The 26,427-nt window shown below is 65.0% G+C and carries 24 protein-coding genes; 8 read left to right on the top strand and 16 right to left on the bottom strand.

The window, feature by feature from the left end; all coding sequences use genetic code 11:
- Positions 1–33: 33 nt before the first annotated feature.
- Genes HH308_RS15815 through HH308_RS15805 form a run of 3 tightly spaced genes read right to left on the bottom strand, consistent with a single transcriptional unit; the run spans position 34 to position 2,430 of the window.
- On the bottom strand, positions 34–1,071 hold the full coding sequence (locus HH308_RS15815) for a hypothetical protein (RefSeq protein WP_170195182.1): 1,038 nt from the start codon (positions 1,069–1,071) through the stop codon (positions 34–36).
- 48 nt (positions 1,072–1,119) lie between these two features.
- Entirely contained in the window at positions 1,120–1,722 is a 603-nt protein-coding gene (locus HH308_RS15810) for a maleylpyruvate isomerase family mycothiol-dependent enzyme (RefSeq protein WP_170195181.1), read from the bottom strand.
- 57 nt (positions 1,723–1,779) lie between these two features.
- A complete protein-coding gene (locus tag HH308_RS15805; protein ID WP_170195180.1) occupies positions 1,780–2,430 on the bottom strand; it encodes a TetR/AcrR family transcriptional regulator in 651 nt (216 codons plus the stop codon).
- A 103-nt stretch (positions 2,431–2,533) separates the two neighbouring features.
- On the opposite strand from HH308_RS15805, the gene HH308_RS15800 reads away from it, so the two are divergent.
- Positions 2,534–3,919: an MFS transporter gene (locus HH308_RS15800; RefSeq protein WP_170195179.1), complete on the top strand. Its 1,386-nt coding sequence runs from the start codon at positions 2,534–2,536 to the stop codon at positions 3,917–3,919.
- A gap of 1 nt (position 3,920) precedes the next feature.
- On the opposite strand, the gene HH308_RS15795 is transcribed toward HH308_RS15800, so the two are convergent.
- Positions 3,921–4,937, bottom strand: coding sequence for an acrylyl-CoA reductase family protein (locus HH308_RS15795; RefSeq protein WP_170195178.1), 1,017 nt, complete (start codon positions 4,935–4,937; stop codon positions 3,921–3,923).
- A gap of 182 nt (positions 4,938–5,119) precedes the next feature.
- Here HH308_RS15795 and HH308_RS15790 point away from each other — a divergent pair, with 182 nt between their 5' ends.
- Positions 5,120–5,581 (top strand): hypothetical protein, encoded by a 462-nt coding sequence (locus HH308_RS15790; protein ID WP_170195177.1) that lies wholly within the window; start codon positions 5,120–5,122, stop codon positions 5,579–5,581.
- 329 nt (positions 5,582–5,910) lie between these two features.
- Here HH308_RS15790 and HH308_RS15785 read toward each other — a convergent pair whose 3' ends face one another.
- The 4 genes from HH308_RS15785 to HH308_RS15770 form a co-directional block, all read right to left on the bottom strand.
- Positions 5,911–6,225 carry a hypothetical protein gene (locus HH308_RS15785; RefSeq protein WP_170195176.1) on the bottom strand — a complete coding sequence of 105 codons (315 nt, stop codon included), beginning with the start codon at positions 6,223–6,225 and terminating at the stop codon, positions 5,911–5,913.
- Between the two features lie 16 nt (positions 6,226–6,241).
- The gene (locus tag HH308_RS15780; protein WP_170195175.1) at positions 6,242–6,724 is read right to left on the bottom strand and encodes a hypothetical protein; all 483 of its coding nucleotides are present in this window, start codon (positions 6,722–6,724) and stop codon (positions 6,242–6,244) included.
- A 159-nt stretch (positions 6,725–6,883) separates the two neighbouring features.
- Complete coding sequence (locus HH308_RS15775; protein WP_170195174.1) at positions 6,884–8,629, bottom strand: FAD-dependent oxidoreductase; 1,746 nt, start codon at positions 8,627–8,629, stop codon at positions 6,884–6,886.
- Positions 8,630–8,683: 54 nt separating this feature from the next.
- Positions 8,684–8,887 carry a hypothetical protein gene (locus HH308_RS15770; RefSeq protein WP_170195173.1) on the bottom strand — a complete coding sequence of 68 codons (204 nt, stop codon included), beginning with the start codon at positions 8,885–8,887 and terminating at the stop codon, positions 8,684–8,686.
- Positions 8,888–9,012: 125 nt separating this feature from the next.
- Here HH308_RS15770 and HH308_RS15765 point away from each other — a divergent pair, with 125 nt between their 5' ends.
- The 4 genes from HH308_RS15765 (at position 9,013) to HH308_RS15750 (ending at position 14,810) form a co-directional block, all read left to right on the top strand.
- Positions 9,013–9,597, top strand: a complete 585-nt coding sequence (locus HH308_RS15765) for a TetR/AcrR family transcriptional regulator (RefSeq protein ID WP_312870622.1) — start codon at positions 9,013–9,015, stop codon at positions 9,595–9,597.
- Positions 9,598–9,719: 122 nt separating this feature from the next.
- Entirely contained in the window at positions 9,720–10,481 is a 762-nt protein-coding gene (locus tag HH308_RS15760; RefSeq protein WP_170195172.1) for an acyl-[acyl-carrier-protein] thioesterase, read from the top strand.
- A gap of 74 nt (positions 10,482–10,555) precedes the next feature.
- Complete coding sequence (locus HH308_RS15755) at positions 10,556–14,164, top strand: AAA family ATPase (protein WP_170195171.1); 3,609 nt, start codon at positions 10,556–10,558, stop codon at positions 14,162–14,164.
- Positions 14,165–14,246: 82 nt separating this feature from the next.
- Complete coding sequence (locus tag HH308_RS15750; protein ID WP_170195170.1) at positions 14,247–14,810, top strand: hypothetical protein; 564 nt, start codon at positions 14,247–14,249, stop codon at positions 14,808–14,810.
- Positions 14,811–15,208: 398 nt separating this feature from the next.
- Here HH308_RS15750 and HH308_RS15745 read toward each other — a convergent pair whose 3' ends face one another.
- The 4 genes from HH308_RS15745 to HH308_RS15730 all read right to left on the bottom strand — a co-directional run bounded on the left by HH308_RS15745 (position 15,209) and on the right by HH308_RS15730 (position 19,522).
- Positions 15,209–16,582: an NADP-dependent succinic semialdehyde dehydrogenase gene (locus HH308_RS15745; protein WP_170195169.1), complete on the bottom strand. Its 1,374-nt coding sequence runs from the start codon at positions 16,580–16,582 to the stop codon at positions 15,209–15,211.
- Positions 16,583–16,671: 89 nt separating this feature from the next.
- A complete protein-coding gene (locus HH308_RS15740) occupies positions 16,672–17,580 on the bottom strand; it encodes a tetratricopeptide repeat protein (RefSeq protein ID WP_170195168.1) in 909 nt (302 codons plus the stop codon).
- 25 nt (positions 17,581–17,605) lie between these two features.
- On the bottom strand, positions 17,606–18,289 hold the full coding sequence (locus HH308_RS15735) for a type 1 glutamine amidotransferase domain-containing protein (RefSeq protein ID WP_170195167.1): 684 nt from the start codon (positions 18,287–18,289) through the stop codon (positions 17,606–17,608).
- Positions 18,290–18,943: 654 nt separating this feature from the next.
- Positions 18,944–19,522 (bottom strand): TetR/AcrR family transcriptional regulator, encoded by a 579-nt coding sequence (locus HH308_RS15730; protein WP_170195166.1) that lies wholly within the window; start codon positions 19,520–19,522, stop codon positions 18,944–18,946.
- A gap of 83 nt (positions 19,523–19,605) precedes the next feature.
- On the opposite strand from HH308_RS15730, the gene HH308_RS15725 reads away from it, so the two are divergent.
- Positions 19,606–20,448, top strand: a complete 843-nt coding sequence (locus HH308_RS15725) for an oxidoreductase (protein WP_170195165.1) — start codon at positions 19,606–19,608, stop codon at positions 20,446–20,448.
- Between the two features lie 203 nt (positions 20,449–20,651).
- Here HH308_RS15725 and HH308_RS15720 read toward each other — a convergent pair whose 3' ends face one another.
- Positions 20,652–21,263, bottom strand: coding sequence for a TetR/AcrR family transcriptional regulator (locus tag HH308_RS15720; protein ID WP_170195164.1), 612 nt, complete (start codon positions 21,261–21,263; stop codon positions 20,652–20,654).
- A 95-nt stretch (positions 21,264–21,358) separates the two neighbouring features.
- Here HH308_RS15720 and HH308_RS15715 point away from each other — a divergent pair, with 95 nt between their 5' ends.
- Positions 21,359–21,571 (top strand): hypothetical protein, encoded by a 213-nt coding sequence (locus tag HH308_RS15715; protein ID WP_170195163.1) that lies wholly within the window; start codon positions 21,359–21,361, stop codon positions 21,569–21,571.
- Between the two features lie 26 nt (positions 21,572–21,597).
- Here HH308_RS15715 and HH308_RS15710 read toward each other — a convergent pair whose 3' ends face one another.
- The 3 genes from HH308_RS15710 to HH308_RS15700 form a co-directional block, all read right to left on the bottom strand.
- On the bottom strand, positions 21,598–22,542 hold the full coding sequence (locus HH308_RS15710; RefSeq protein ID WP_246284640.1) for an adenylate/guanylate cyclase domain-containing protein: 945 nt from the start codon (positions 22,540–22,542) through the stop codon (positions 21,598–21,600).
- Between the two features lie 159 nt (positions 22,543–22,701).
- The gene (locus tag HH308_RS15705) at positions 22,702–23,799 is read right to left on the bottom strand and encodes a Fic family protein (RefSeq protein WP_170195161.1); all 1,098 of its coding nucleotides are present in this window, start codon (positions 23,797–23,799) and stop codon (positions 22,702–22,704) included.
- A 124-nt stretch (positions 23,800–23,923) separates the two neighbouring features.
- On the bottom strand, positions 23,924–26,266 hold the full coding sequence (locus HH308_RS15700) for an EAL domain-containing protein (protein WP_170195160.1): 2,343 nt from the start codon (positions 26,264–26,266) through the stop codon (positions 23,924–23,926).
- Positions 26,267–26,427 lie beyond the last annotated feature (161 nt).

Below are 26,427 nucleotides of genomic sequence, written 5' to 3'. Positions count from 1 at the left end.
GAAGCAAAATCCCGCAGGTCTGCGATAGGTAGATCAATGTCGGGCCAGCGTCGTCCCAAACAGTTCCGCGACGGCGGCGAGGTCGGGATAGCGACCGGCGTCGAGTGGAGCAAGGTTCTGGCCCCGACGATTCATCCGCACGTCGTCGGCGCCGAAGACGACGAGTTCCGGGGTGGTCTTGCGCCAGTTCGACGCCGCGTCGGCGCGGGTGATGCTCGACGCGTAGATCGCCACGATCGTCGACGGCCGCAGAAACCGAGACTCGCTGCGCAACACCACGATCCGCACCACCGCCGTCGACGGCGACGCCGCGAACGCCGCCTTCGCCGTACCGACCACCGTCGACGCCAACACCGAAGCATAGAAGTCGGCCGACTCGACCGACGTTCGACGCCGGATCTTATCGGTCTTGGCGTCGCGCACCGGGCCCGCGATGTCGGTGCCCGGAAGCAGTACGGCGACGGTGGCGTAGTTGATCTCCCCGTCCGTCCCGGCGTCGATGCAGGTACACGGAATCTGTACGTCGTCGAACGCCTTCTCGATCAGCGCGATGACGGTGAACGGTTCGTGCGCAACGACTTTCGCCCACTCGGCGTCGCGGATCTCCTGCTGACGGGAGACCAGGGCCACCCGGTCGCGACTGCTGGCGAGGTTGAACAGCGCGACCGTCGCCTGGTCGATGCGGGCGTTTCCGGTGCTCAGCAACGTCAGCCAGGGGTTGATCCCGCCTGGTTTACGGGTAGGAGTGAACGACTGTAGGTGCTGGCTGAGCAGCACGCGCTCGAGACTCTTGGCCGCGGTGAGATCGGCGAGGCGTCGATCGTCGCGGCGTTTGGCGAGGGCGTCGAATGCCGAGGTGACGGTCCGGATCGGGAAGCTGCCCGACGTCGTCGGCTCGGGTGCCTTGGGCGCGATGCTGGTGTGGACGGTCATCCCGCCGACCGTCGACGAGATGCCCGCACCGTCGGATCCGGCGCGCACCTCGGTGCCGCGACCGACGACGCTCACTCCGACGCCGCGGTCGGACGCACGCAGCGATACGCCGGGAGCGACACGCACCGAGAACGCCATGGGATTACGGTAGGCGGTCCGACCAAGCAGGCGCGGTGAACGCGCCGATCACGACGGGATGTTCGGCAGAACAGCCCGTCCGGACACCGCAAGCAGCAGGTCGATGGCCCGACCGCGGACTTCGGCGCCTGATCCGTGGGTGAAGTCGACGTCGGTGGCGATCAGCCGAACCCCGTCTGCTCGTTGTCGCCCGCCGCCCATCGTCACCGACGTCTTGAGCTGATAGGTCAGCGCGTCGACGACCGCTTGCTGCGGATAGCGCTGCGCGATGCCAAGCGGTCGGCGGATGTCCTCGCCGTGCACGAACGCTTCGACGAGTCGTGTCGCGAGAGCCGCCGGTGGCGTGCACGTCAGCGACGCTGCCCGCCGCATCGCGTCGAGCGTGTCGGCCGGATCGGCCGACCGATTCCGCTCGACGCCGCGTGCATTGTCGCAGTCGAAGTCGAAGCCGGCGGCGATCATTCGGCGCACGAAGCCTATTCGGGTGGTCGTGGCCGAGTCGACGAGGTGTGCCAGAACGTCGTGGACCGTCCATCCCGGGCACAGCGATGGCGTCTGCCAGGCCTCGTCGCGCATGTGTGCCAGGTCGTCGACGAGCCTGAGCCGTTCGTCGTGCACGATTCGCCAGGTTTCCGAGGTCGTTGCTCGCATGTGCAGGTAGACCCGGCGACGTCGGGAAACTCATCGCGACGATCCGTCAACCCGACGCTACCGGGAGCTCGGCGGTGCCTGCGAATCCCGCGCAACCACACCGTCGATCTGCGCCTCGATCGCCCGGCGGATGTCGAAGCCGGCCGACAACCGCGGCCAGACCGGCATGATCGCCGCGACGCGCGGCAGATGAGCGACCTCGGCGGGGTCCATCTTCTGGTGCCAGGACACCTCGTCGGGGGCGCGCTGGGCGAGCGTGTCCAGCCATTGCAGCTCGGAGACCACCAGATACCAGACCGCGCGCCACAGATCGAGGGTCGCTTGCTCATCGAGTCCCAGTTCTGCTGCGGCAGTGAAGAACTCGTTCGCCAGAACCAGTGCGGGCGTGCCGACGTCGGTGCCGCGGCGCAGGATCGAGACAATCCACGGAATGTCTCCGAGCTTGTCGTACATGTCCATCGCGATGGTGACCATGCGGTCGCGGGGGTGGCCGGTCGGCGTGGTCCACGGAATCCGCGCGGCGACCTCCGACAACGCCAGTGACAGCAGCGACGATTTGTTCGGCACATAGTGATACAGGGTCATCGGCTTGGAGTTGAGCTCGCTGGCGAGCCGTCGCATGCTCAGGCCTTCGACGCCGTCGCGTTCGAGAATCGCGATCGCGGTTTCGATGATGGCGTCACGTTGCAGGGATCGGGCAGGCGGCATGACTCCTATCCTTACCCGTCCACCCGACTCTTGGCATAACCCGCGCGGTCGCGTAAGTTCTCGTACGCGTACTAATTCGTACACGTATGAGAACGGAGAACCGATGACGAATACGGCGCTCGCGGCCACCCAGGCACGACAAAGGGCCCTCCTGGCAACCGTCTTCCTCCTGCAATTCCTTGTCGGGCTCGACATTTCGCTCGTCAATATCGCCCTTCCGGCGATTCAAGCCGACCTAGGCTTCAGTCGATCCGGTCTGCAATGGGTGGTGAACGCATACCTCCTCGGCTTCGCGGGGTTCCTGCTCGTCGGCGGACGATTAGGTGACCTGTGGAGTCGGCGCCGCATGGTTCTCGGTGGACTGATCGTGTTCGGCGTCGCCAGCGTTGTGGGCGGGCTCGCGGTGGCACCCTGGCTACTGGTCACCGCACGAGCCGTACAGGGCCTTGCGGCCGCGGTGCTCGCCCCTGCGGCCCTGGCTTTGATCGCAACCATCACCGACGAGACCGCTCACCGGCGGGCGATGGCGATCTGGGGTGGCGCGGGCGCGGCCGGCGGAGCCATCGGCGTGGTGGCCAGCGGCCTGCTGACCGATTGGTTCGATTGGCGCGCAGTCATGTTCGTCAACGTACCGATCGTGATCGGAGCATTTGCCGTCGCCTTCGTGAGCATCGACGACAACCGCGAGCAGTCGAATACCCGGGTCGACGTGCTCGGCGGCGCGCTGATCACCGGCGGCGTGGCAGCCATCGTGTATGCGGTGACGGCGACCGGCGAACACGGCTGGACGTCATGGCAGACGCTTGTCGGATTCTCTTCTGGGGCAATACTTCTCGTTGGCTTCGCGGTCACCGAGCGCACTGGAGCCCACCCGCTGATGCCGATCCGCGTCCTCGCGACCCGTAGCATCGTCGGAGCCAATGTCTTCGGCTTCATGTTGGCGGCCGGACAGTTGGCCGCGTTCTACTTCTGCTCGCTCTACATTCAGACGGTGTGGAACGTCAGCCCTCTGCTGACAGGTGTCCTGTTTCTACCGTTCTGTGCTTTCGTGTTCGTCGGCATCACAGCGTCGTCGAAGCTGGTGTCGAAGTTGGGCGCCCGCAACACGATCGCGCTCTTGGGCCTCGTGGGCGCGGGCGGACTCGCCCTGTTCGCCCGCATGCCGGTGGAATTCTCGTTGTGGACCGGGATTCTGCTTCCCTCGGCCCTGGCCGCGACCGGCATCGGCGGATCGATGGTCCTCGTCGGAACGGTGGGAACCGCGGGCGTTCCGCTCTCCGATGCGGGCGTGGCATCCGGGGTGCTCAACAGCTCACGCCAACTCGGTGGCACCATCGGGCTCGCAATTCTCGTCACCGTCGCCGCGCAGAGCACCGACGTCGCGCACGGCTACCGGGTCGGACTCGGAGTGGGCGCACTGTTTCTGGTGGCGGCCAGCGTCGCGGCATGGCTGATCCTGCCCTCGGACCGGGAACGTCGGGCGCGATAGGTCAGGCAAACCCTCCGTCGACGCGCACCACGGTACGACCGGTGTTGCCGCCCTTGGCGATTGACGCCAACGACGCCGCAACGTCGGACACATCGACGTCGACGATCAGCTTCGCCAGCCGACTCGGTCGCAGATCGCTGTTCAGTCGAGCCCAAACAGCTTGCCGGACAGCGGGTTTGATCGAGACCGAATCAATGCCCAGCAACGACACCCCACGCAGGATGAACGGCAGGACGGTCGTATTCAGTTGCGGCCCACCGGTCAGGCCGCTCGCGGCGACGGCGCCACCGTAGTTGAGGCCGCTGATGACGTCGGCGAGGGTCGCGCCACCGACGCAATCGACGGCGGCCGCCCACTTCGATTTACCGAGGGGACGGGGCTTGGCGTCGGGGTCCTCGGGGAGACGGCCGATGACGCTCGACGCCCCCAGATCCGTAAGCAGTTCGGCGGCGTCGGATTTGCCGGTCGACGCCACGACGTCGAATCCGAGTCCGGCGAGCAGATCGATCGCGACGCTGCCGACGCCGCCGGTCGCGCCGGTCACCACGACGGGTCCGTCGTCGACGGTGAGTCCATGGTCGAGCAGCGCGGCGACGCTCATCGCGGACGTGAACCCGGCGGTACCGATCGCCGCGGCTTCGCGGGTGGACAGCGAGTCGAGCTTCACGACCTGACCGGCGGGCACGCGCGCGTATGCGGCGTAGCCGCCGTGGACATCGGTACCGATCGGCCCGCCGTGCGCGACAACCCGGTCGCCCGGAGCGAAGGCCGGGTCGGCGGATTCCACGACGACGCCCGCGATGTCGATGCCGGGCACGATCGGATAGTTGCGAACGACTCCGCCACGCGGCGTAATGGCAAGGGCGTCTTTATAATTCACGCCCGAATACTCGACGGCGATGGTGACGTCGAAGTCGGGGAGGTCGGCGGGAGTCAGCGTCGTGGGCGCGAGGTCGATGGCGCCGTCGTCGTCGGTGGCGATGAGAGCGGGAAAGTCGGCGGGCAGTGCGGCGGTCACGGTTCTCCTCGAGACGTCGGGTGGGCTCGCCCTCGACTATATGACCCGATGCAGGGCGGACGCGCGCGCCGGTGGCCGCCCGGCGTCCGTCGATCGACTGCTTATCCGGACATGTACTCGCCTCGGCGGCCCCCCGATTGCAAAACTTGAGGCCCGAACACACTTCGACGTAGGAGGCTCGCATGGCCCGTAAGCACTTCTGGAAAAGCACCGCGGCGGCCGTAATGGCCGCCGCCGCAATCGGTTCCGCGGTGTCGGTGCCCGCACTGGCCTCGGCGGCGCCGCCCGCCGGAACCAACGTCGACTACCACCTCGCCGGGGGCGAGTTCACCGGCACCTGGAGCGGGCACGGCCGGACGGCGAAGATCTACGGCGACCGCACCGCCTCCATCAGTCTGGCGGCGGGCGCACGGGACGGCGAAACGTGGAACGCGCGCTGGTACCCCACCGGCCGCACCATTCAACTCGTGCTCACCCACCGCACCTACCAGGTCGGACATCTCGACATGCACCTGTACTCCGGCTATCGCATGACCGGGCGGCTCAAGCGCGTGCAGGGCTACACCGTCCTCGAACTCTCGCCGCTCAACGGAATCTACTGGTGCAAGCCGCCGGCGAACAGCGCCGGAATCTGTGGCGCGTAGGAGGGCGCCGATTAGCCGGTCCCTCCGCTGGTTGAGACGTCCACCCGGTGGTTGAGCCGGGCCGAGGCGCTAACGAAGGCCCGAGTCGAAACCACGTAAGCCACCGAGAATACCGCACCAAATACTAAGCGACAGTTAGCAACTCGCCGCACCTTGGTTTCGACACGCTCGTCGCTTACGCTCCTCGCGGCTCAACCAGCGGATAGGGCCCACCGTCGGTGGATCCCGGCTCAACCTCGGCTCAACCAGCGGAGTGGGTGGTCTGCGCGAACGCTCGGACCGGCTCAACCATCGCGTCGGTTCCCCGAGCAAGATAGCTCGTATCGACCTCAGGCGGGGGCGCGGTGGGTGTTCTGCGAGGTGATCGCGAAGGTCGCGGCCGATGCCGCCGCGGTGACCGCCAGCACCGACGGCCAGGCGCCGATCTTCTTGGCCAGCGGATGCGACACACCGAACGCGCCGAGGTAGCCGCCCAACAGGCCGGCCGCGACGCCCGGTCCCTGCTTCACCCATTCGCGGGTGTTGTAGGCGCCAGCCGCGGCGAGGACGACGCCGCCGAGTTCTCGTCTGCCGGTGTACCGGGCGGCGGCGAAACCACCGATGAGACCTGCTGCGACGACGGGGACCGTGGGACTGATCGACATGGTCACAGCGTAACCGTCAGCGTCGGACCATCCCGCCGACCACGGTGAAGTCGCCCCCGCCCGTCCGGCAGTCGACGGTGGCGTGCTCCAGAACAGTGCAGGTGACTCCTTCGACGGAGATCTGCCGGTACGGCGCCATCTGCTTCGCGCCTGCCCAATGAGAAGTACTGGTCGTCGCGGTGACGGTCCGCCCGAGCAGGCGCACCGCATTCGGCTTGACGGTCGACGACGCCGTGCGCACCGACGTCGGGAAGGTGGCGTCGCATTCGACGGCGACGGTGCGTCCGACCGGAATGATCCGGCACTCGTGCCCCGGTCCGGCCGCATAGCGCCACCGGAAGTTTCCGTGACCGCCCGGCGTCGCATAGACGCTCGAATCGACGGTGGTGATGCCCGGCATCGCGGTGGCCGGCTGCGCGGCAACCGTCAGTGCGCCCACGGCGAGCGCGGTCAGTAGACCCGACCCCAGGAGGCGGGTGAACGAGTGACGTGCGGGCATCGGATTCCTTCGCTATCGGTGAAGTGCGGGTGCACCATCGGCAACTATTCTGGCATGATCGCCACGCCGCGCAGACAGCGCATCCCGCTGGGCGCGTAGGCCGTGCACGACGTCGGCATCGTCGACGACGCCGCGCACGACCCGCGTGCCGCGCACCGGTCACCCGGCCTTCGACACCCCTCGTCCCGAAGACGTGATCGCCACGATCGGCAACCGCAGTGCTCCGGGAGCGTCGGTCGGGACGACCGGTTTCACCGGCGCCACGGGTGCGACGCGGACATACGAACGACTTTGCGGCGCACGCGTATCCGCGGTCCCCTTGTTGGGCCACATCGACGCCGCCCGCTCGGCCTGGGCCGTGATGGTCAGCGATGGATTGACTCCCAGATTTGCCGAGACCGCCGAGCCGTCGACCACCGACAGGGTCGGGTAGCCGTAGACGCGGTGGTACGGGTCGATGACGCCGGTCTCGGGTGAATCGCCGATGGCGCAACCACCGAGGAAGTGCGCGGTCATCGGGATGTTGAAGACCTCGCCCCAGGTGCCCGCTGGAACGCCGCCGACCTTCTCGGCGATGCGACGGGTCGCCTCGTTGCCGGCGGGAATCCACGTCGGGTTGGGTTCGCCGTGGCCCTGCTTGCTCGACATCTTGCGACCGAACACGCTCCGCTTGGTGAATGTCGTGATCGAGTTGTCGAGGGTCTGCATCACCAGCGCGATCACCGTCCGCTCACTCCAGCCGCGAACCACCAGGACACGCAACAGGTTGAGCGGGTGGCGCAGTGCGGCGCCGAGGAACTTCAGCCACCGCGGAAGGCGTCCGCCGCCGTCGGTCATCAACGTCTGGAGCATGCCCATCGCATTGGAGCCCTTGCCGTAGCGGACCGGCTCGACGTGGGTGTCCGGCGTCGGGTAGAACGACGACGTGATGGCGACGCCTTTCGTCAGATCCAGCTCTTCGTCGACGGAGTGCCCGATCGCCGAGAGGATCGACTCCGAATTGGTCCGGGTCAGCGAGCCGAGGCGATCGGACAGGTAGGGCAGTTTGCCCGAGTCCTTCATCTTGTGCAGCAGATTCTGGGTGCCCCAGGTGCCCGCCGCGATGACGACGTGGTTGGCGGTCATCGTCGTGCGGCCCTTGCGGATCCACCGGCCGGTGCGCGAGACCTCGACTTCCCAGACACCGTCGTCGCGGTGTGTCAGCGATTCGACGGTCGTCATCGGATGCACCTGTGCCCCAGCGCTTTCGGCGAGTCCCAGGTAGTTCTTGACGAGTGTGTTCTTAGCGCCGTGACGGCAGCCGGTCATGCATTCGCCGCATTCGATGCAGCCGGTGCGCTCCGGGCCCGCGCCGCCGAAGAACGGGTCGGGCACGGTCTTGCCCGGTTCGCCGAAGAACACTCCGACCGGAGTCTGGATGAAGGTGTCGCCGGCACCCATGTCGTCGGCGACCGACTTGATGATCTCGTCGGCGGGCGTCATGTGCGGGTTGCGCACCACGCCGAGCATCCGCCGGGCCTGGTCGTAATACGGCGTGAGCTCGTCTTCCCAGTCGGTGATGTGCGACCACTGCGGGTCGTCGAAGAACTTCGACGACGGCTTGTACAGCGTGTTGGCGTAGTTCAGCGATCCGCCGCCGACGCCCGCGCCGGCGAGGATCACGCAGTCGCGCAGCAGGTGAATGCGCTGTACGCCGTATGCGCCGAGCTTAGGCGCCCAGACGAATTTCTTGACGTCCCAACTGGTCTTGGCGAAGTCGGCGTCGGCGAATCGCCGTCCGGCTTCCAAAACGCCTACGCGGTAACCCTTTTCGACGAGTCGCAGCGCGGTGACGCTGCCGCCGAAACCGGACCCGACGATCAGGACGTCGTAGTCGGTCGGTGGGGATTGCGGGATTTCAGACATGGTGTTCCTCTTCCGTGGGCTGGACGGGTGGGGGTGGGTTCGAGGCGGTCGGAGTCAGCGGCGCGATTCGTCGTCGACCGTCGACAACGCGATCCGGCCGGTATGCACTGCGGCGCGGTGGGCACGGACGTTGGGGGCGCTGCGTGGCACCTCAGCGCGCGGGCGGGCGAAGAGCTCGTAGGGCGGACCGGCGTGCCAGTACTGCAGGTCGGCAGGGTCGAGGCCGGCCAGGTCCAGATCCGCGATTGGCGTGGTCATGTGCGTCTCTCTTGGGCTGAGGTGAATCGTCCTGACACCTTGTGATGAACTGTAAATAGTCAATACAGTTTTGAGTTAGTTGTCAATAGTGTTTACGGAAGTAGTCATCGTGTATCGTCGACGACGTGACGGACCAACTGAGCTTTCAAGCGGAGATGCGCATCGTCCTGCGCGACCGGATCCTCGACGAGGCCCGTGACCTCGTCGTCGGCGAGGGATGGAACGCCGTCAACATGTCCCAGGTCGCGCGTCGGGTCGGAGTGAGTCGGCCGGCGCTGTACAACGAGATCGGGACCAAGCACGAGTTGGCCACCGCGCTCATCGAACGCGAAACCGACCGCTTCCTCGCCGGGAACGCCGCGGCGCTTGCCGCGCATCCGGACGACATCGTCGAAGGTCTCGCCGCCGCAGCGGAATTCACGCTGCGGACCGGTCAGACGAACGAACTGTTACGAACGATCCTCGCCGGCGAGCCGGAGGAATTGTTGTCGCTGGTCACCGCCGATTCCGAACCGGTGCTGGGGCGCGCGATCGACGCGGTCGGGCGGCTGCTGCGAGCGCAGTACGGGTCGCGCCTCGACGACACTCTGACCGCGACACTCGACGAGGTGTTCGTGCGGCTCACCGTCAGCCACCTGATGCAACCCCGCGGTGAAGTGACGGTCGCGGTCGCACAGGTGCGGGCGGTGGTTGCGGCGCTGGTGCGGTAGAACCGACAGGCTGACCCGCAATCCACCCCGTTAACTGTCATCCACCTCGCGTGTTCCGCGGGGTGAACGCAAGCAAATGAGGTATTTCTGCCGACTCAGTCGGCCATGGCACCATGACACCCATGGTCATCGCCACGCCGCTGCCCGACATTCCCGAAGCAACTCCGCTCGTCGTCGAACGCGGTTGGGGTCCGTATACGACGTCGTGGCCGGTCCGCCTCGCCGATACCGATCAGCATCGTCGGTTGCGGCTCGACGCCATCGCCCGCTACATGCAGGACATCGGATTCGAGCATCTCGACCACACTCCCGACGGCAAGGTGCACCAGGGCTGGGTGGTGCGCCGCAACGTCATCGACGTGATCCGGCCCATCGAGTTCGGCGCCGACGTCACCTTGCGGCGTTGGTGCGCGGCGACGTCGAACCGATGGTGCAACATGCGAGTGCGCATCGACGGCAGCGACGGTGGACTCGTCGAGACCGAAGCCTTCCTGATCCACTTCGACATGGACTCCGGCCTGCCCGCACGGATGAGCGACGCCTTTCTGGAGCCGATGCTGGCTACGACCACCGAACACCGCCTGCGCTGGAAGGCGGCACTGCCGACGACGGCGGCCGACGACGCCCTGACGCGCGAATACCCGCTACGAACAACGGATTTGGACTGGCTGGGCCACGTCAACAACGCCGCCTACTTCGCCGCCGTCGAAGACCTCGTGGAGACACCCGACAAACCGTTCCGGACCGTCGTCGAATATGCGAAATCACTGGTGCTGGCCGACGATCTGACGATCGCCTCGGTCGCCGACGGGGTCGGCATCGATGCGTGGTTCATCGTCGGAGACGAAGTTCGGGCGTCCGCGCGGGTGGAGGAACTGAGGTAGGACGATCCCGGGCTGCGCTGCGGACCTCGGCGGTACGATCGGCCGACGGGTCTGAAAGAACGAGAGTGGCGGGCATGGCGGTTCACAGAATTGGCACCGGCCCGGGGTTCCATCCGAACCTCGAAGGGGTGTGGTCGCGACTCAGTCAGGGCGACACCTTGCAGTTCGGCCCGGGAGTGCACGTCGTAGGCGACATCTCGCTGCACAGCGTGTCGATGATCGCGATGCAGCCCGGCACCGCGTCGATCAGGGGAAACGCTGTATTCGACGGCAATGCCAGAATCATCGGATTGTCTTTCGAAGGCCGGATCAATGTCTCAGGAGTATCGACGCTGGAGATCATCCAGGCGCAGCTGAGGAATCCTGGCGGCAATCTGCTAGTCGCCCGAAACTACAGTACCGCGATCCTGCGCGAATGCGATCTCACCGCCTCCGGTACGACCCTGCCCGCATTCTTCGCCGAAGGCGGCAGCACTATCGCGGTGGAAGACAGCCGACTTCACGATATCCCGTTCACCGGATTCGAGATCACCGAGAACTCGGTGCTGCATCTGACCGACAGCCATATCGCCAATTGCGGGGACCGGCCCGTGCTGATCAGCAACGGCGCCAAAGGATTCCTCACGCGAACCACGATGCACGCTACTGCCAAGAATGGCATCAGCGTGAGTAAAGGTGGTGAAGTGCAGGTGCGCGAATCGACCCTGTGGGATATGGTCTCGGCAATCGCGGTGACGGAGAGCTCGCTCGCGTGGCTGATCGGCTCGAAGATCCATGACATTCGCGGAAACGGGATATACGCGAATTCCAAGAGCCAAACCCATTGCACCGGGTCAAGATTCACCGGCACAGCGCTTCCCGCGGTGGGACTGATTGGAACGGGCACCCTCGGCACTCTTGATCAATGCGGAATCGACCATTGCGGCAATGACGGCCACGCCTCCGTCTGGAATGAAGACGGCGCCACACTCAAGATCACTCGCACCCGAATCAGCGACACCGACAAGATCGGCGTCGCCACCCAGAAGGACTCCGAGGCAGAGATCCGAGACTGCGAACTCGCCCGCTGCACCGAGGGTCTACTGCGAGCCGCGGGCAACGTCATGGTGCGCGACACGACCTTCGTCGCCAAGTCGCTCGACGCCGCGATCACCGTCGAGGGACGCGGCGAAGCACATCTACGACGCTGCCGGCTCAACGACTCTCCCATCGACGACGGTCCGTTCGGCGACCGAAATCCGCTGCAGAAACTGGAGTCGCTAGTCGGCCTATCCGGGGTGAAGGACGAAGTTCGAAAACTCATCGCCTTCGCCGAGATTCAATCCGTCCGTAAGAGGGAAGGACTCGCGATCTCGGGTACCACCCTTCATATGGTTTTCACCGGAAATCCCGGCACCGGAAAGACGACGGTGGCGCGAATCATCGGCGAGGTGTACACCCGACTCGGATTGCTCAAATCGGGCCACGTCGTCGAAGTCGAAAGAGCTGATCTCGTCGCGGGATATGTGGGGCAAACGGCGACCAAGACCTCCGAAGTCATTGAGAAAGCACTCGACGGCGTACTTTTCATCGACGAAGCCTATTCGCTGGCCGCACCCAGTGGCGATGGCCCCGACTTCGGGCGAGAGGCCATCGACACGCTGCTGCGCGCGATGGAGGGTAAGCGCGATCGGTTGGCGGTAGTAGTCGCCGGATACACCTCGCCGATGCGCCACTTCATCGATGCCAATCCAGGACTTCAATCTCGGTTCACCCGATACATCGATTTTCCCGATTACAGTGTGGTCGAACTGCGCGAAATACTCGCGCGCATGCTAGCCAAGGACGGCCTGACCCCCACACCGGCGGCCGAAGTCGAACTGACCAAGGCGATCGACCATATGTATCGCGACCGCGACGAGAAATTCGGCAATGCGCGCAATGTCCGATCACTCTTCGAAGAGATCGTCCAGCAACAAGCACGGCGCATCGCTTCGACGTCGGAGCCGGATCGCGCAGCGCTGCAACAAATCACCGAGGCCGACGTCCCGCAGCAACGGACGGCCACGGTCGCCGACGTGGACGCCCTGCTCGCCCGACTCGACGCCATGATCGGCCTCGACGGTGTGAAACAGGAGATTCACCGTTTGGTCGACCTCGTTCGCCTCAACGAGCGTCGACGCCGCGATGGCCAGGACCCGATCGAGGTCAGCCTGCACATGGTCTTCACGGGCAATCCGGGAACTGGAAAGACCACGGTTGCAAGGCTTCTCGGTGAGATCTTCGCCGGATTGGGATTCCTCGCCCGCGGGCACGTCGTGGAGACCGAACGTCGCTCGCTGGTCGGCGCTCATGTCGGCGAGACCGCGATCAAGACCGGCGAAGTGATAGCGGACGCGCTCGGTGGCGTGCTCTTCATCGACGAGGCCTACAGTCTCGTCGAGAAATCCGACGGATCCTCCGGGCCAGACTTCGGCAGCGAGGCCATCACCGTTCTGCTCAAAGCCATGGAGGACAAGCGCAGCCGACTGGCAGTGGTGGTCGCCGGATACACCTCGCCGATGCGGCGCTTCATCGAGGCCAACCCGGGATTGCGGTCCCGCTTCACTCGCTACGTCGAATTCGCCGACTATTCCGCCGTCGAGCTCGGGCAGATACTGTCGTCGATGCTGCACTCGCATCACCTGTCCACCACGCCGGACGCCGATGCCGCGATCGCGGCTGTCATCAACGACATGTACCGCAATCGCGATGAGCGGTTCGGCAACGGAAGAGAGGCACGGAAACTCTTCGAAGCCCTGGTCCAACGCCAGGCCCGACGCCTCGCCGGCGGCACTGTCGCCGGCCAGAGTTCATGGGACACAATCACTTCCGAGGACGTTCCAGGCACCGAGCGCCCTGCGATGGTCTCCGACATAGACGCACTCCTCACCCGCCTGGACGCCATGATCGGACTCGCCGAGGTGAAGGCCGAGGTTCGCAAGCTCGTCAATCTGGCCCGTCTGAACGAGCGGCGAGTACGGGAGGGACAGAGCCCCATCCCGGTCAGCCTGCACATGGTTTTCGCGGGAAATCCAGGAACCGGCAAGACGACGGTCGCGACCATCGTCGGCGAGATCCTCGCCGGACTCGGACTCCTGGCCCGTGGGCACGTCGTGACAACCGAGCGCGGCGACCTGGTGGCCGGCTACGTGGGCCAGACCACCGCCAAGACCACCGAGGCGATCAACAAGGCGCTCGACGGCGTGCTGTTCATCGACGAGGCGTACACCCTGTTGAACGATGGATCGCAACACTCATTCGGTCAGGAGGCGATCGACACGCTGCTTCCCGCGATGGAGGCCAACCGGGATCGGCTGGCCGTCGTCGTCGCGGGATACACGGACCTCATGCAGGCGTTCATCGCATCGAATCCCGGATTGCGCTCACGTTTCACGCGGCAACTGAACTTTGCGGACTACACCCCGGACGAGCTGACTGCCATTTTCGTTCGGTTCTGTCATGAGTCCGGATTGGAGTTGAGTCTCGAAGCACACGACGCCGTTCATCGGCATTTCGCGGAGTTGTATGCCGCCCGCAGCGCTGACTTCGGGAATGGACGGGTGGTCCGCACCCATTTCGAGCAGGCGATCGAGCGGCAGGCCGAGCGGTTGGTGAATGATCCGTCGGCATCGACGAGATTGCTCACCGAAGCGGACGTCTGATCATCGAGGCAATAACACCCCGTGGGACAGTTCGCGGACTAAGGTGAGCTCGCGACTACCCCCACTCCGTCAGGTGACTCGTATGCATCGTGCAATTACCGCCATCCTCAGCGCCGCACTGGTGGGCACGTTCATGCTGGGTATTCCGTCGATATCTGCCGGCACCGCATCCGCGGCGCCGAAGGGCAACAACGACGGGTGGACCGTCACACTGGTTCCCCACTACTCCCTGCCGAACGGCACGCGAATCGAATGGTTCTTCGTACACGGCTCGGGTCAATGCCTGGAGGCTCTCACTCCCGGGCAAGTCAACTGGAATGACACGGTCTATTCGGCAGTCGGCACGCGGCACGTCCTTTTCCGCGTACCGCCGATCTATGTGTTCGATGAATGCAGCTGGAGCACCTCACACGCCACCTGGCAGGTGCGGATCACGACCCCGGCGCAGGTTGTTCGTACCGGAAGCCTTTATGTCACAACAGGAACGGCCGGCCGTGGACGCGAAGTCTCCGCGAGCTGCCTCGACTTCTCGAACATCGTCTGCCACGGCGACTACGGCCCAGCCGTCGACGACAACGCAGACCTGGAGGTCGTTCTGGGACCGGTCAGCACGGGCGGACTGCCGAGCTCGCCGTTCGGCTCATAAGGCCCGGCAACTGCCTGGTCGAAACGGTCATCAGCAGCCGACGTTCCCTACTGCTGGTTGAGCGAGGCGCAGCCGAGTCGAAACCACCTCAAGCAGTCCATTACCCGGCCGGTGGTTGAGCCTGGGTCCACCGACGGCAGCCCTATCCGCTGGTTGAGCCGTGAGGAGCGTAAGCGACGAGCGTGTCGAAACCATCGCGAGACGAATTGCCAACTGTCACTACGTGTTTGGTGAGTTAACAGTGCTGGGTTACGTGGTTTCGACACGGGCCTTCGCTAGCGCTTCGGCCCGGCTCAACCAGCGGAGGGAGCCTGCCGTCGGTAGGTCCCGGCTCAACCTGGATCCACCGACCGAAGCGCCCCTCTGCTGGTTGAGCCGGGCGAGGCGCTTACAGCCGCCTACCCCACCCAGACCGTCTTCACGTTGCAGAACTCGCGGATGCCGTGCGCCGACAGTTCACGCCCGTTCCCCGACCGACGCGTTCCGCCGAATGGGAGTTCGGGGTAGGAGATGGTCATTCCGTTGATGAAGACCTGTCCGGCGTCGAGGTCGTTGATGAACCGCTCCTGCTCGGCTTCGTCGGTGGTCCAGGCGTTGGAGCCGAGCCCGAACGTGGTGGCGTTGGCGACGGCGACGGCCTCGTCGATGTCGGCGACCCGGTAGAGCGAGGCGACCGGGCCGAAGACCTCGGCGAGGTACATATCCATGTCGGTGGTGATGTCGGCGACGACGGTCGGCGGGTAGAACCACCCCGGTCCGTCAGATCGCTTGCCGCCGCACAGAATTGACGCCCCTTTGGCGGCGGCGGCGTCGACCAGCTCCTCGACGTCGACGCGTCCCTGCTCGGTGGCCAGCGGCCCGACATCGGTGGCCGGGTCTGTCGGATCGCCGACGGTGAGGTTGCTCATCAACTCGACGAACTTCGCGGCGAAGGCATCGTAGACATCGGTGTGCACGATGAAACGCTTTGCGGCGATGCATGATTGGCCGTTGTTCTGCACGCGGGCGGTGACGGCGACGCGGGCCGCGGCGTCGAGATCGGCCGACGGCATCACGACATACGGATCGCTGCCGCCGAGTTCGAGGACGGTGTGCTTCACCTCGTCGCCCGCGATGGCGGCGACGGACCGACCGGCCGGCTCACTGCCGGTGAGGGTCGCCGCGGCGACTCGGGGATCCCGAAGGATCCCCTCGACGGCGCCCGACCCGATGAGCAGCGTCTGGAAACAACCCTCCGGGAAGCCACCGCGCCGGATGACGTCGGCGAGATACAGCGCCGACTGCGGCACGTTCGACGCATGCTTGAGCAGCCCGACGTTCCCGATCATCAACGCGGGCGCGGCGAAGCGCACCACCTGCCACAGCGGAAAGTTCCACGGCATCACCGCGAGTACAACGCCCAGCGGTTGGTAGCGCACGAAAGCCTTCTTCGCCCCGACCGCGGAGGCGTTCGCCTCCTCGTCGGCGACCATCGCTTCCGCATTGTCGGCGTAGAAGCGGAAACCCTTGGCACACTTGAGAACTTCGGCCTTCGCCGACGCCAGCGTCTTGCCCATCTCGAGAGTCATCATCGCGGCGACGTTATCGGCTTCGGCCTCGAGCAGATCCGCGGTGGCCTGCATCCAGGCCGAGCGCTGCGCGAAGGTCGTCGAGCGGTACGACGCCGCGCACGAACTCGCCAGCGCGAGCGCGCGCTCGATTTCGTCGTCGGTCGCGGCGTCGAACGTCTGCACCGTTTCGCCGGTAGCCGGATTGATGGTTGCGATCGCCATGAGACACCTCGTCGACGTTGGTTTGAGTCCGTCATGAACTCTGCCATTTCTGCCGCCGGGCGGCAGCAAAACGGACGTCGGCGCAGGTCTTAGGGCCGCTCCAGTCCCATACTCGCCAGCCGGAAGTCGACTTCGCCGTAGGTGCGGTCGGCCATCTCGAACAACTGCGCCGCGCGCAGAAGGTCGACGTCGAGGCCGTCGTCGCCGCGCAAGAGCATCAGCCCCGCCGTGAACGCAGCCTTGCCGTGGCCGATTTCGGCGGCTTTGACATACCACTCGACGGCTGTCTCGGCGTCGGCGACGAGTCCGTACCGACCGACCGCGTAGAAGGCACCCAGGTTGTACATGGCGCGGTCACTGCCGAGGTCCGCGGCGAGGCGCGTCCAACGCAGGCCCTCGGCGTCGTCGACCGGCGTTCCCCGGCCGGAGAAATGCAGCAGACTCATCTCGAACGCGGCGTCGTGATTACCTCCGGCCGACGCACGTTCGAAGAGCACGACGGCCGCCTGCGAGTTCTGTTCCATGCCGTAGCCCTGATCATGCATGTAGCCCAACAGCACTGCGGCGTCGGCGTCGACGGGGTCGTCGCGCAGAAGCCGTTCGACCCGCGCAACCGCTTCGGGCGCAATGTCGGCGAGCCGCGCGTAGTAGGCGGATTCGGCCAATTGGAACGAGACCGCCAACCCACCCGACTCCGCCAATCGGTAATACTCGATCGCGCGACGCTGATCGTTGTCCACGCCGACCGCCATCGTCGCCCGGCCGCCATATCGGTACAGCAGCGCCAGGCGAAGGTACGCGTCGGCGATGCCCGCGCCGGCGGCCTCTTGGTAGGCGCGGATCATGAGGTCGCTGGCATCCGGTGGCAGATACTCGATCGTGTATTCGTCGGCGGCGAAACTTTCGGCGAGTTCCTGCGCTGCCGCGTACAGCTTGTGCGGCGCCGGCGTGGGCTGGGCCAGTAGGTCACTGATCGCCCGGTAGGCGGAGAAGCTCATCGTCGGCAAGAGTAGCCCAAGCTACTCAGAGCAGGCTCACGACCTTCTTCGCGGTTGCCTTCGCAGAGTTGGGGTTCTGGCCGGTGACCAACCGGCCGTCAGCGACGACGTACGGCGTGAACGGGATCATGCCCTTCTCGTACAGTGCGCCGCGGTTCTTCATTTCCTGTTCGGCGTTGTACGGCACCAGCTTGTCGACCTTGGCGAGTTCTTCCTCTTTCCATGCGAAGCCGGTGACCTTGCGGCCGTCGACGAGCAGCGAACCGTCGGACAGCTTGACGTTGAGCAGACCGCAGTAACCGTGGCACACCGAGGACACGATTCCGCCGCGTTCGAAGATCTCCCGTGAAATCCGTTGGAGCCCTTCACTGTCCGGGAAGTCCCACATCACCGCGTGACCGCCGGTGTAATAGATGGCGTCGTAGCGGGACGAGTCGATGTCGGCGGGTGCGGCGGTGTTGGCCAGCAACGCCATCTTGGCGTCGTCGGCACGCCAGGCCTTGGCCGTCTTGTCATAGTTGGGGAACTTCAACGAGCGCGGCTCGAGCGGCGAGAGGCCGCCCTGCGGGCTGACGATGTCTTGCTCGTACCCGGCCTTCTCGAAGACGTGATACGCATGCGTGAGTTCCGAGAGCCACAGGCCGGTGGGCTCGTTCGGGTCGTCGTAATGGGCGACGTTGGTGACTACATGCAAGATGCGCTTTGTCATCGGAGTGTCCTCAGGTGGGTCGGGATCGGCGTCGTGCCGTGATGCCAAGCCTAAGTATCGATGTTAGCGCTGTCAACACTGCGTCGAGATGGCGTAGCTCATACTGGCCGACATGAATCCCCGACGATGGAACCTGGATCCACCGACGACGGGGGCCTATCTGCTGGTTGAGCCGCGAGGAGCGCTAGCGCGCCGTACTGAGCGAGGCGCTAGCCGAGTCGAAGTGACGAGCGTGTCGAAACCCCTGTACCACAATGCATTTGATGGTAGCGCACGTGTCGAACTGTGATGGAATCGAATATCGAGGCGTGTGCATCCGAAGGGTGCACACGCGACACTTGCCGGGTGAAAGTCGCCGAGGCGCGGACCGTCGAAAGTCGTTGTGGCTGAGAGGTTTCGACACGGACTCGGCTAGCGCTACTTCGACTCGGCTAGCGCCTCGCTCAGCACGGCGCTCGTCCGGCTCAACCAGCCAGATGGAGTGCCCCGACCGGTGAAACCAGGTGGAACCGTCGAGGTGCACGCTCAGGAGGTCGTCGGTACGCAGCGCGACGCCGTATGGGCGCGCTTGTGCGCCGCGACGTAGGTGTTCGCGGAATACGACGCGCGAACCAGTCGGATGATCTCCGTGGTGACGCTGGAGAAGCGGTGAAATCAGCCGGGGACGCTCGCGGTGAGTGTCGCCACGACACCGCGGATCTGCGTCTCGACGGCGTCGTCGGATGACGAATCCAGCTTTCCGTCGAGGAAGAGGAACGCCAGGCCGTGCACCAGGCTCCACATGGCGATGGCCATCGAGCCCGAGTCCGACGCCGGGCGCACCTTGGTGACCATGGTGTGCAGATACGTGGTGATCTCGGCGACCGCGGTCACCCGGTCGGGGCTGGTGATGTCGCATTGTTCGGTGAACATCGCCCGGAACAGACCGGGCTTCTTCAGCGCGAAGCGTACGTAGGCGATCGCGATGTCGGCGAGATCGTCGATGGTCGACGGGTCGGGCGACGCGGCGATCAGGTCGGCCAGAAGTTCCTGGTACCCGACGGTGGCGACGGCGGACAGGATCGCGGCCCGATCGGCGAAGTGCCGATAGGGCGCGGCGGTCGACACTCCCGCACGCCGCGCGGCGGCACGCAGCGACAACGCGGTCGCACCACCCTCTTCGAGGAGTTCGATCGCGGCGCGAACGAGGGCGGTCGGGAGGTCGCCGTGGTGGTATGGGGCTTTCGACGACATACGTCGACGGTATCAGAAGTTTGCATCGCTTACATCTCCAAAGTGTAATCACCGTCAACATATGGGGCGTACAGTTTGCCAGCATGACCGTCGTCTTGATTACAGGCTGCTCCAGCGGCATCGGAGCGGCGACCGCCGCCGAACTCGTGGCCGACGGCCACACCGTCTACGCCACCGCCCGACGCCCCGAGACGCTGACCGAGTTGGCCGAAAAGGGTTGCCGCACACTGGCTCTCGACGTAACCAACGAAGAGTCGATGGCGGCAGCCGTCGCCGCCGTCGAAAAGGAACACGGTTCCGTCGGCGTGCTGGTGAACAATGCCGGCTACTCGCAGTCGGGCGCCGTCGAGTCGATTCCGCTCGACGACATCCGCAAACAGTTCGAGACGAATGTGTTCGGTCTCATACGGATGAGTCAACTGGTTCTGCCCGCGATGCGCGAGGCGGGGGTCGGCCGGATCATCAACATCGGGTCGATGGGCGGCAAACTGACGTTCCCCGGCGGCGGGATCTACCACTCGACCAAGTACGCGGTCGAGGCCATCTGCGACGCCATGCGATTCGAGGTTCAAGGTTTCGGAATACAGGTGGTCTTGATCGAGCCGGGGCTGATCACCACCGAGTTCGCCGACACCGCGGTCGGGTCGGTCGGCGACCTCACCGGCGAGGGACCGTACGCCGACTTCAACGCCCGCGTCGGCAAGGTGACCGCGGACATCTACAACAGCGCCGTCGCGAAGATCGCCGGCGGCGGGCCCGAGGCAGTCGCCAAGGTGATTCGCAAGGCCGTCGACGCCAAGAAGCCCAAGGCGCGCTACACCGTCACACCGAGTGCGTCGCTGACCATCCTGCAACGGCAGCTGACCCCAGATGTGGTGTGGGACTTGGCAATGCGCACCCAGTTTCCGGTGCCGAAACCGGAGTAGGTCAGTCGACGAGGTAGATCAAATCGAATCGTTGTCACTGCTGGGGCGGATGACGGTTGCGTGACTGCTGCAGTCGGGTTGTCAGGTGAGCGTTCGGCGTGGGTGTCGGTGTCACGCCGAGCGCGGTGTCAGTCGCAAAGCCCTGGAACCACGGGGGTGATGGGCGCTTCGGCGGGGCACCGACCATGGGATTCAGCGTTCTCCTAGGTGGATCGGGCCGACGGGAAGATACGCTCGAGCTGACAGTCGATGAGCTCGACGGCCCCGTCGGATGTGCACTGCCCCAACAGAATTCGAGCCTGCAACCCCTCGGCGGCGGCGGTCAGGAAGGCAGCCTCCGGTGCGGCGTCGACGTCGGGCGGTGTTTCACCGATTTCCTGAGACCGCGCGATCAGGCCCGCCACCAGATCGGCAAGCGCCGACGGCGCGTCTCGCGCCACCGCGGCGAGGGCCGGTTCGGTCAGGAATCGGACGAAGTAGGCCGCGTAGACCAGGTGGCGATCGCGGCGCTGCTCGTCGAGGGGCAGTAGTTCCAGCAACACACCGCGGACGACGGCCCGCATCGTCGGGGTCTCCCCCAGGCTCGCGATGCGGTCCTTGGCCTGCTGCTCGCCGTCGGCGTTCAAGATTTCGAGTGCACCGAGCAGCAATTGGTCGCGGGTGCCGAAGTAGTACTGCAGCAGCCGCGCGGAGACACCCGCTTCGGTGGCCACCTGGCGCAGCGTGACTTGTTCGAGTCCGCCGCGCATGGCTAACCGCCAAACGGCCTCGGCGATCTGGCGGCGTCGTTCATCGTGATTCACCTGGCGCGGCATCTATCTCCTGCTCAACGTTGTGGTGCGATCGTAACAAAACATGTTATGGTGCGAGTGAACCACAAACATGGCGGGCTCGTCAGGGAGGAAGAACGATGCGAAATGCCATCGCGACGGTGATCGGTGTCGCACTGCTGGTGTTGGGTGCGCAGGGCGGAATACGGTTGGTCGTGGACCATCACAATGCCGGAATTCTGACCTGGCTGCCCGGCGGTTTCGCGACGCAGTTGATCTGCTACGTCGTGATCGTGCTCGCGGGTGTTGCGCTCGCCCGGTGGGGATCGGCGCGCAGCGAGTCAACCGAATAATGCTGTGCACCAGATGAATTGATGTATCAGCCCTTCGTCTTACGCCGCCGGATCACGTGCGGGCGCAGCCGCGGAATGCCTTTGACGCGTACGTTGCGGAGATGCCGGGTGGTCAGATCGGCATCGGCGTCGAGGACCGCGGCGGCATCGTCGTCGACGAGGATCGTGTTGGGGCGGGCGACGCCGGTCAGGCGTGCGGCGAGGTTGACGACGGGACCGTAGAGATCGCCGAAACGAGTGAGGACGGGGCCGTAAGCGAGACCGATCCGGATCTCTGGCATGTCGGAAATCGATTGCGCCGCTTCATGAATGGCATCCTGCATGGCGAACGCGATCTGCACACCGTCGCGTGGGTCGGTGGCAGCGAACATGACCTCGTCACCGACGTTCTTGATGACCCACCCGCCATGGCTGACGACTGCCGCGGTCGTTGCCGACTCGAACGCGGTGAGCAGATCGGTGAGTTCGGTGAGGTCGAGATGACGCGTCAGTCGGGTGTAGCCGACCATGTCGGCGAACCCGACGAGCAGCGACCGAGTGGTGCCGTGCGAATCCATCGAACGGGACAGGGCCGCGGCGAGATGTCGTCGCCAGGTGTAGTCCTGCAATGCCGAGAGCGCGGCGATGGTCTGCTCGGCGTCGGGAGCGCCATCGTCGGCGAGATGCTCGGCGATGAGGTCGGCCTGCCATTCGCTCAGACGCGCGGCCGCCTGCCCGATGGAGCGTGCCCCGGCGTCGACCTGGCTCTGGGTGCTCGAGTCGGTCTCGGGGACGAGGGCGGCGAATGTCTTCACAGCGGCGACGTCGGCGTCGGTGAAGGCGACCACACCGTCGTCCATGGACGGGAAGCCGAGGGACGTCCAGATCTGGCGGGCACGGTCGGCGGGGACGCCGGACTGTTCGGCGACTTGCTCGCGCGTGTAGCGGCGTCGGCCGATGAGGGAGGCTTCGAGGTTGTCGAGGTCGGTCATGGGAACAGTGTCGCGCATGCGCTCGCCGACGGGCGGCCTCGCGGCGGACATGTAAAGAAATCGGCGAAAACTTTACATGTGCCGGCGATATAGCAAGTTTCTTTGCATGTCCGATTTCAGGCGGTCTAGGCGTCACGTTCTGATCGCGATATCGCTTGATCAGTCCGCTAGTTCCCGTCGAACCAACAGGTCGAGGAACTGCCGGTTGATGAACAGCCTGTCCCGCCCGGCCTTGACATCCTGCAGAAGACCGGCCTTTGCGAGCGCGGTCAGCCTCGAGGTAGCAGTAGGCCGGGAGACCCCGCATCGTTGCGACACAATGCCGATTCGACAATACGGCTGCTCGAACAGCACAGACTGCAGCTCTGAGTCAGCACCGCCCCGAGTCACCGCGCGCGCTTGGAGCGCAAAGTCTCGTTGAAGGTCACTGATGGCCTCGACTTTTCGCGCCGCCGATCGCGCCGTAGCCTCGACTCCACGCAGCATGTAGAGGATCCACTCCTCCCACTCACCGTGCGACGTGACCGCGAGAAGCCTGCGGTAGTACTCGTCCTTCGTGGAGATGATGTACTTCGACAAGTACAGGATTGGAGCGTGCAGCAGCTCCGCCTCCTGGAGCAGCAGGATATTGAGAATCCGGCCCGTTCGTCCGTTGCCGTCGCTGAACGGGTGGATCGCCTCAAACTGGTAGTGCGCCACCGCCATTCGGACGAGCACGTCGAGTTCGTCTGCGCGATGAAGAAACTCCTCCCACGATCGTAGCTTGTCAAGAATCGTGTCGCGGCCTTCGGGAGGACTGTATGTCACAGCCATTGTGACCGGATTGGCCAGACGCGTCCCCGGAAGATCCCGGACCCTCATATCTCGCCCTTTGACGGCGCTACACACCACGGTCGCCGTCGCCGCTGTCAATCCTCGTTCGCGCGCATGCTCTGACCCGACGCGCAGCGCAGTCCGGTAGCGAAGGGTTTCCCGAACAGCTGAATCGGCAGAGCTTTCGTCATCCAGGAAGCGGAACAGATCGTCCGTCGTGGTCACGATGTTCTCAATCTCAGAGCTCGCTTGGGCCTCCAGCATCGGAATCGTGTTGATGAGGACCGTTGAGTTCGGGATGGATTTCGCCGCCTGATTGAGTTTCGCGACCGCCGCATTCGCTCCGATCGCAGCCTTGAGAACTCGGCGTGTCTCAAGTAAATCCGCTGGTGGAGGTGGCGGAAGTGCGTTGAACGGTGTGTTCGGATCCCAACGACGAGGCATAGCGCCAGTCTTACACCCGCCCCCTCACATGTAAACTTTTGGCCGAAAACTTTACATGTGACGGCGACATCGAAAGTTTCTTTGCATGTCGTGTCGGGATCCTCCGCGAGCCGGAAACCGGTCCCTACAACGACCCGCCGTCCGCGAGCATCTCCCCCAACGCCTCCAGCGACGTCGGGCGCGAGTAGTGGTAGCCCTGCGCGAAGGTCGCTCCCGACTCCGCCACTATCGCCGCCTGCTCGGCGGTCTCGACGCCCTCGACTATCACTTGCATGTCGCACGCCTCGGTGATGCTCGCGATGGCGGCCAGGGTCACTCGGGCGCTGCGTTCCTCCACGACGGCGTCGACGAACTGTTTGTCGGTCTTCACCAAGTCGACGGGGAGCCGCTGCAGCTGGCTCAACGTCGACGCTCCCGTACCGAAGTCGTCGAGCGCGATGAGCACACCGAGCTCTCTGATCTCGGCTACGCCCGCGGACACGTCGGTCAGCGAGCTCTCGGTCACCTCGACGCACAACCTCGACGCCGGAAGGCCCCGCAGCCGCAGGCATTCGGCGATCCGACCGGGCAGCTCACGATCGGTCAGCTGTCGCCTCGACATGTTGATCGACAGGATCATCTCCGACGTCCACGGCGTCGCGACGAACTCTTCGACGGCCAGGGTGAGCACATGCGTCCCGATCAGATCGATGAGGTCGGACTCTTCGGCGATGGGAATGAAGGAGTCGGGTGGGATGGTTCCGAGCTCGGGGTGATCCCACCTCAGCAGCGCCTCGACCGCGGTGACCCGCCGATTGTCGATCTGCACGATCGGCTGGTAGACCACGCGCAGTCGGGCCGGGTCCGTCCGCAGCGTCTCGCGCAGTTCCCGCTCGACCTCGCGTCGACGCTCCAGCTCCTCCCGATGTTCGGGACGGAACTCGACGAACGGGGACCGCGCGGCCTGCCGGGCCACCCGCGCCGCGATCGCGGCGTCGACGACGAGGTTGGCCGGTGTTCGGGGAGTGGCGTTGCCGATGGTCACCCCGACGTCGAGTACGACTTGATCGCTGCGTGCACCGTGCACGATGGGTCGACTGACCGCTGTGTGCACGTTCGCAACCAGTTCGGGCACATACGACGCCGGCACCGTCGTCGTCGTCACGACCACGAAGGAGGCGTCGCCGATCCGGCCGACCGACGCGTGCCCGCTGGCATCGTCGATTCGTTGAGCGATCACCTTCAGGACGTCGTCGGCCTCTTGGAAGCCGAGGAGGTCGGTGAGTGCGCTGAAGTCGCTGACGTCGAGGCAGCATACGACGATCGTGTGATCCGACTCCATTTCGCCGAGCCGACGCCCGATCTCGCGGATGACCCCGGCACGGTTGAAGAGCGCCGTCAGAGTGTCGTGGTTCGCCTCCCAGTCGAGCTGGACCACCCGACGATGCTGTTCAGAGATGTCGACGATCGACACGAGCACCGACGAATCCGGCTCCTCGGGGTCGAGGCACCGGCAACTGCACAACACCCACCGGTCACCCGCGGCGTCGGGCAGTGCGGCGACCCGATCGGCCGCGGCCGTTCCATCCTGCAGGCAGTCGGTGATGGGCGAGCGCGCTCCGGGAAACTGCAGCGGCAACGATTCCGCGGACACGCCGAGAAGCGTTTCGTCGGCCCGGCCGAACATCGAATGTGCCGCTGGATTCGCCAGTTCCACCGCGCCGTCGGCGTCGACGACGATCACCGCCTGATGAAGCGCCGCCAGAATCGAGTCGAGCCGTTCCATCAGCGGACGCCCCGCCGTGCTGATGACGATCAGGTACCCGGCGTCGGTGGCGGTGACCGCCGACCGGGCGAGGAATCGGCGCCCACTGGCACGCCGATACACCGAGGTGACCTGCTCGACGCTGCCCACCATGGCATCGAGCTCGATATCCGACGCGGTCACCTCCGTCCACAACCGCCCGAGGACTTCGCATTGAGAGATGCCGAACATGCGCTCCGCACCCGGGTTCCAGGACCGGATCCGCAGGTCAGGGTCCACATTGACGACCGCATTCGTCACGTGGTCGACGACGGCGACGCGCAGCCGTTCGGCCGATTCGATCCGCTTCTGGGCGGAGATGTCGCGCAGAATCACCTGGTAGGCGGGCCGGCCCGACCATACCGTCCGGACCGACGTCACCTCCATCAGCCGCGGGACCTTCTTGTCGTCCATCATCAAGACGTCTTCGGGCGCCGTCGACGCGCCTTCGCGCGTCCCCATGGCGATGAGACGCTCGACCATGGATTGGACCGAGTCCGGGTGAACGAAGTCGAGGATCGGTCGGCCCAGCATCTCGTCAGCAGTCGCCAGACCCGCGAAACGCAGTGCCGCACCGTTGACATAGACGACGATGCCGTCCTGATGAATGGCGATCGCGTCGGGGCTCAGTTCAGTGAGCAGGCGGTAGCGCTCGGCGATGCCGAGATTGTTTACTTCAGTCACTGCCGTAACCGTTCAGCAGGATCTCCGATGTGCGCTCGGTCAAGGACTTTAGCCATGTTTCCATGCCCGGCCTCAAAACTCATCTTGACAATCGTCCAATCTTGTCGGATCGAGAGTCTAGCCGGACTAGCCGAAGTGGTCGATCGTTGTATTTGCCAGCC

Source organism: Gordonia asplenii (genome assembly GCF_012933505.1).
Classification (GTDB): Bacteria; Actinomycetota; Actinomycetes; order Mycobacteriales; family Mycobacteriaceae; genus Gordonia; species Gordonia asplenii.
This window is presented reverse-complemented; position numbering and strand designations above follow the sequence as displayed.

What these genes read in the sequence shown, in the direction of transcription:
- HH308_RS15815 (WP_170195182.1), bottom strand. Translation starts at nt 1,071, where the DNA reads ATGGCGTTCTCGGTGCGTGTCGCTCCCGGCGTATCGCTGCGTGCGTCC.
- HH308_RS15810 (WP_170195181.1), bottom strand. Translation starts at nt 1,722, where the DNA reads ATGCGAGCAACGACCTCGGAAACCTGGCGAATCGTGCACGACGAACGG.
- HH308_RS15805 (WP_170195180.1), bottom strand. Translation starts at nt 2,430, where the DNA reads ATGCCGCCTGCCCGATCCCTGCAACGTGACGCCATCATCGAAACCGCG.
- HH308_RS15800 (WP_170195179.1), top strand. Translation starts at nt 2,534, where the DNA reads ATGACGAATACGGCGCTCGCGGCCACCCAGGCACGACAAAGGGCCCTC.
- HH308_RS15790 (WP_170195177.1), top strand. Translation starts at nt 5,120, where the DNA reads ATGGCCCGTAAGCACTTCTGGAAAAGCACCGCGGCGGCCGTAATGGCC.
- HH308_RS15785 (WP_170195176.1), bottom strand. Translation starts at nt 6,225, where the DNA reads ATGTCGATCAGTCCCACGGTCCCCGTCGTCGCAGCAGGTCTCATCGGT.
- HH308_RS15780 (WP_170195175.1), bottom strand. Translation starts at nt 6,724, where the DNA reads ATGCCCGCACGTCACTCGTTCACCCGCCTCCTGGGGTCGGGTCTACTG.
- HH308_RS15775 (WP_170195174.1), bottom strand. Translation starts at nt 8,629, where the DNA reads ATGTCTGAAATCCCGCAATCCCCACCGACCGACTACGACGTCCTGATC.
- HH308_RS15770 (WP_170195173.1), bottom strand. Translation starts at nt 8,887, where the DNA reads ATGACCACGCCAATCGCGGATCTGGACCTGGCCGGCCTCGACCCTGCC.
- HH308_RS15760 (WP_170195172.1), top strand. Translation starts at nt 9,720, where the DNA reads ATGGTCATCGCCACGCCGCTGCCCGACATTCCCGAAGCAACTCCGCTC.
- HH308_RS15755 (WP_170195171.1), top strand. Translation starts at nt 10,556, where the DNA reads ATGGCGGTTCACAGAATTGGCACCGGCCCGGGGTTCCATCCGAACCTC.
- HH308_RS15750 (WP_170195170.1), top strand. Translation starts at nt 14,247, where the DNA reads ATGCATCGTGCAATTACCGCCATCCTCAGCGCCGCACTGGTGGGCACG.
- HH308_RS15745 (WP_170195169.1), bottom strand. Translation starts at nt 16,582, where the DNA reads ATGGCGATCGCAACCATCAATCCGGCTACCGGCGAAACGGTGCAGACG.
- HH308_RS15740 (WP_170195168.1), bottom strand. Translation starts at nt 17,580, where the DNA reads ATGAGCTTCTCCGCCTACCGGGCGATCAGTGACCTACTGGCCCAGCCC.
- HH308_RS15735 (WP_170195167.1), bottom strand. Translation starts at nt 18,289, where the DNA reads ATGACAAAGCGCATCTTGCATGTAGTCACCAACGTCGCCCATTACGAC.
- HH308_RS15730 (WP_170195166.1), bottom strand. Translation starts at nt 19,522, where the DNA reads ATGTCGTCGAAAGCCCCATACCACCACGGCGACCTCCCGACCGCCCTC.
- HH308_RS15725 (WP_170195165.1), top strand. Translation starts at nt 19,606, where the DNA reads ATGACCGTCGTCTTGATTACAGGCTGCTCCAGCGGCATCGGAGCGGCG.
- HH308_RS15720 (WP_170195164.1), bottom strand. Translation starts at nt 21,263, where the DNA reads ATGCCGCGCCAGGTGAATCACGATGAACGACGCCGCCAGATCGCCGAG.
- HH308_RS15715 (WP_170195163.1), top strand. Translation starts at nt 21,359, where the DNA reads ATGCGAAATGCCATCGCGACGGTGATCGGTGTCGCACTGCTGGTGTTG.
- HH308_RS15710 (WP_246284640.1), bottom strand. Translation starts at nt 22,542, where the DNA reads ATGACCGACCTCGACAACCTCGAAGCCTCCCTCATCGGCCGACGCCGC.
- HH308_RS15705 (WP_170195161.1), bottom strand. Translation starts at nt 23,799, where the DNA reads ATGCCTCGTCGTTGGGATCCGAACACACCGTTCAACGCACTTCCGCCA.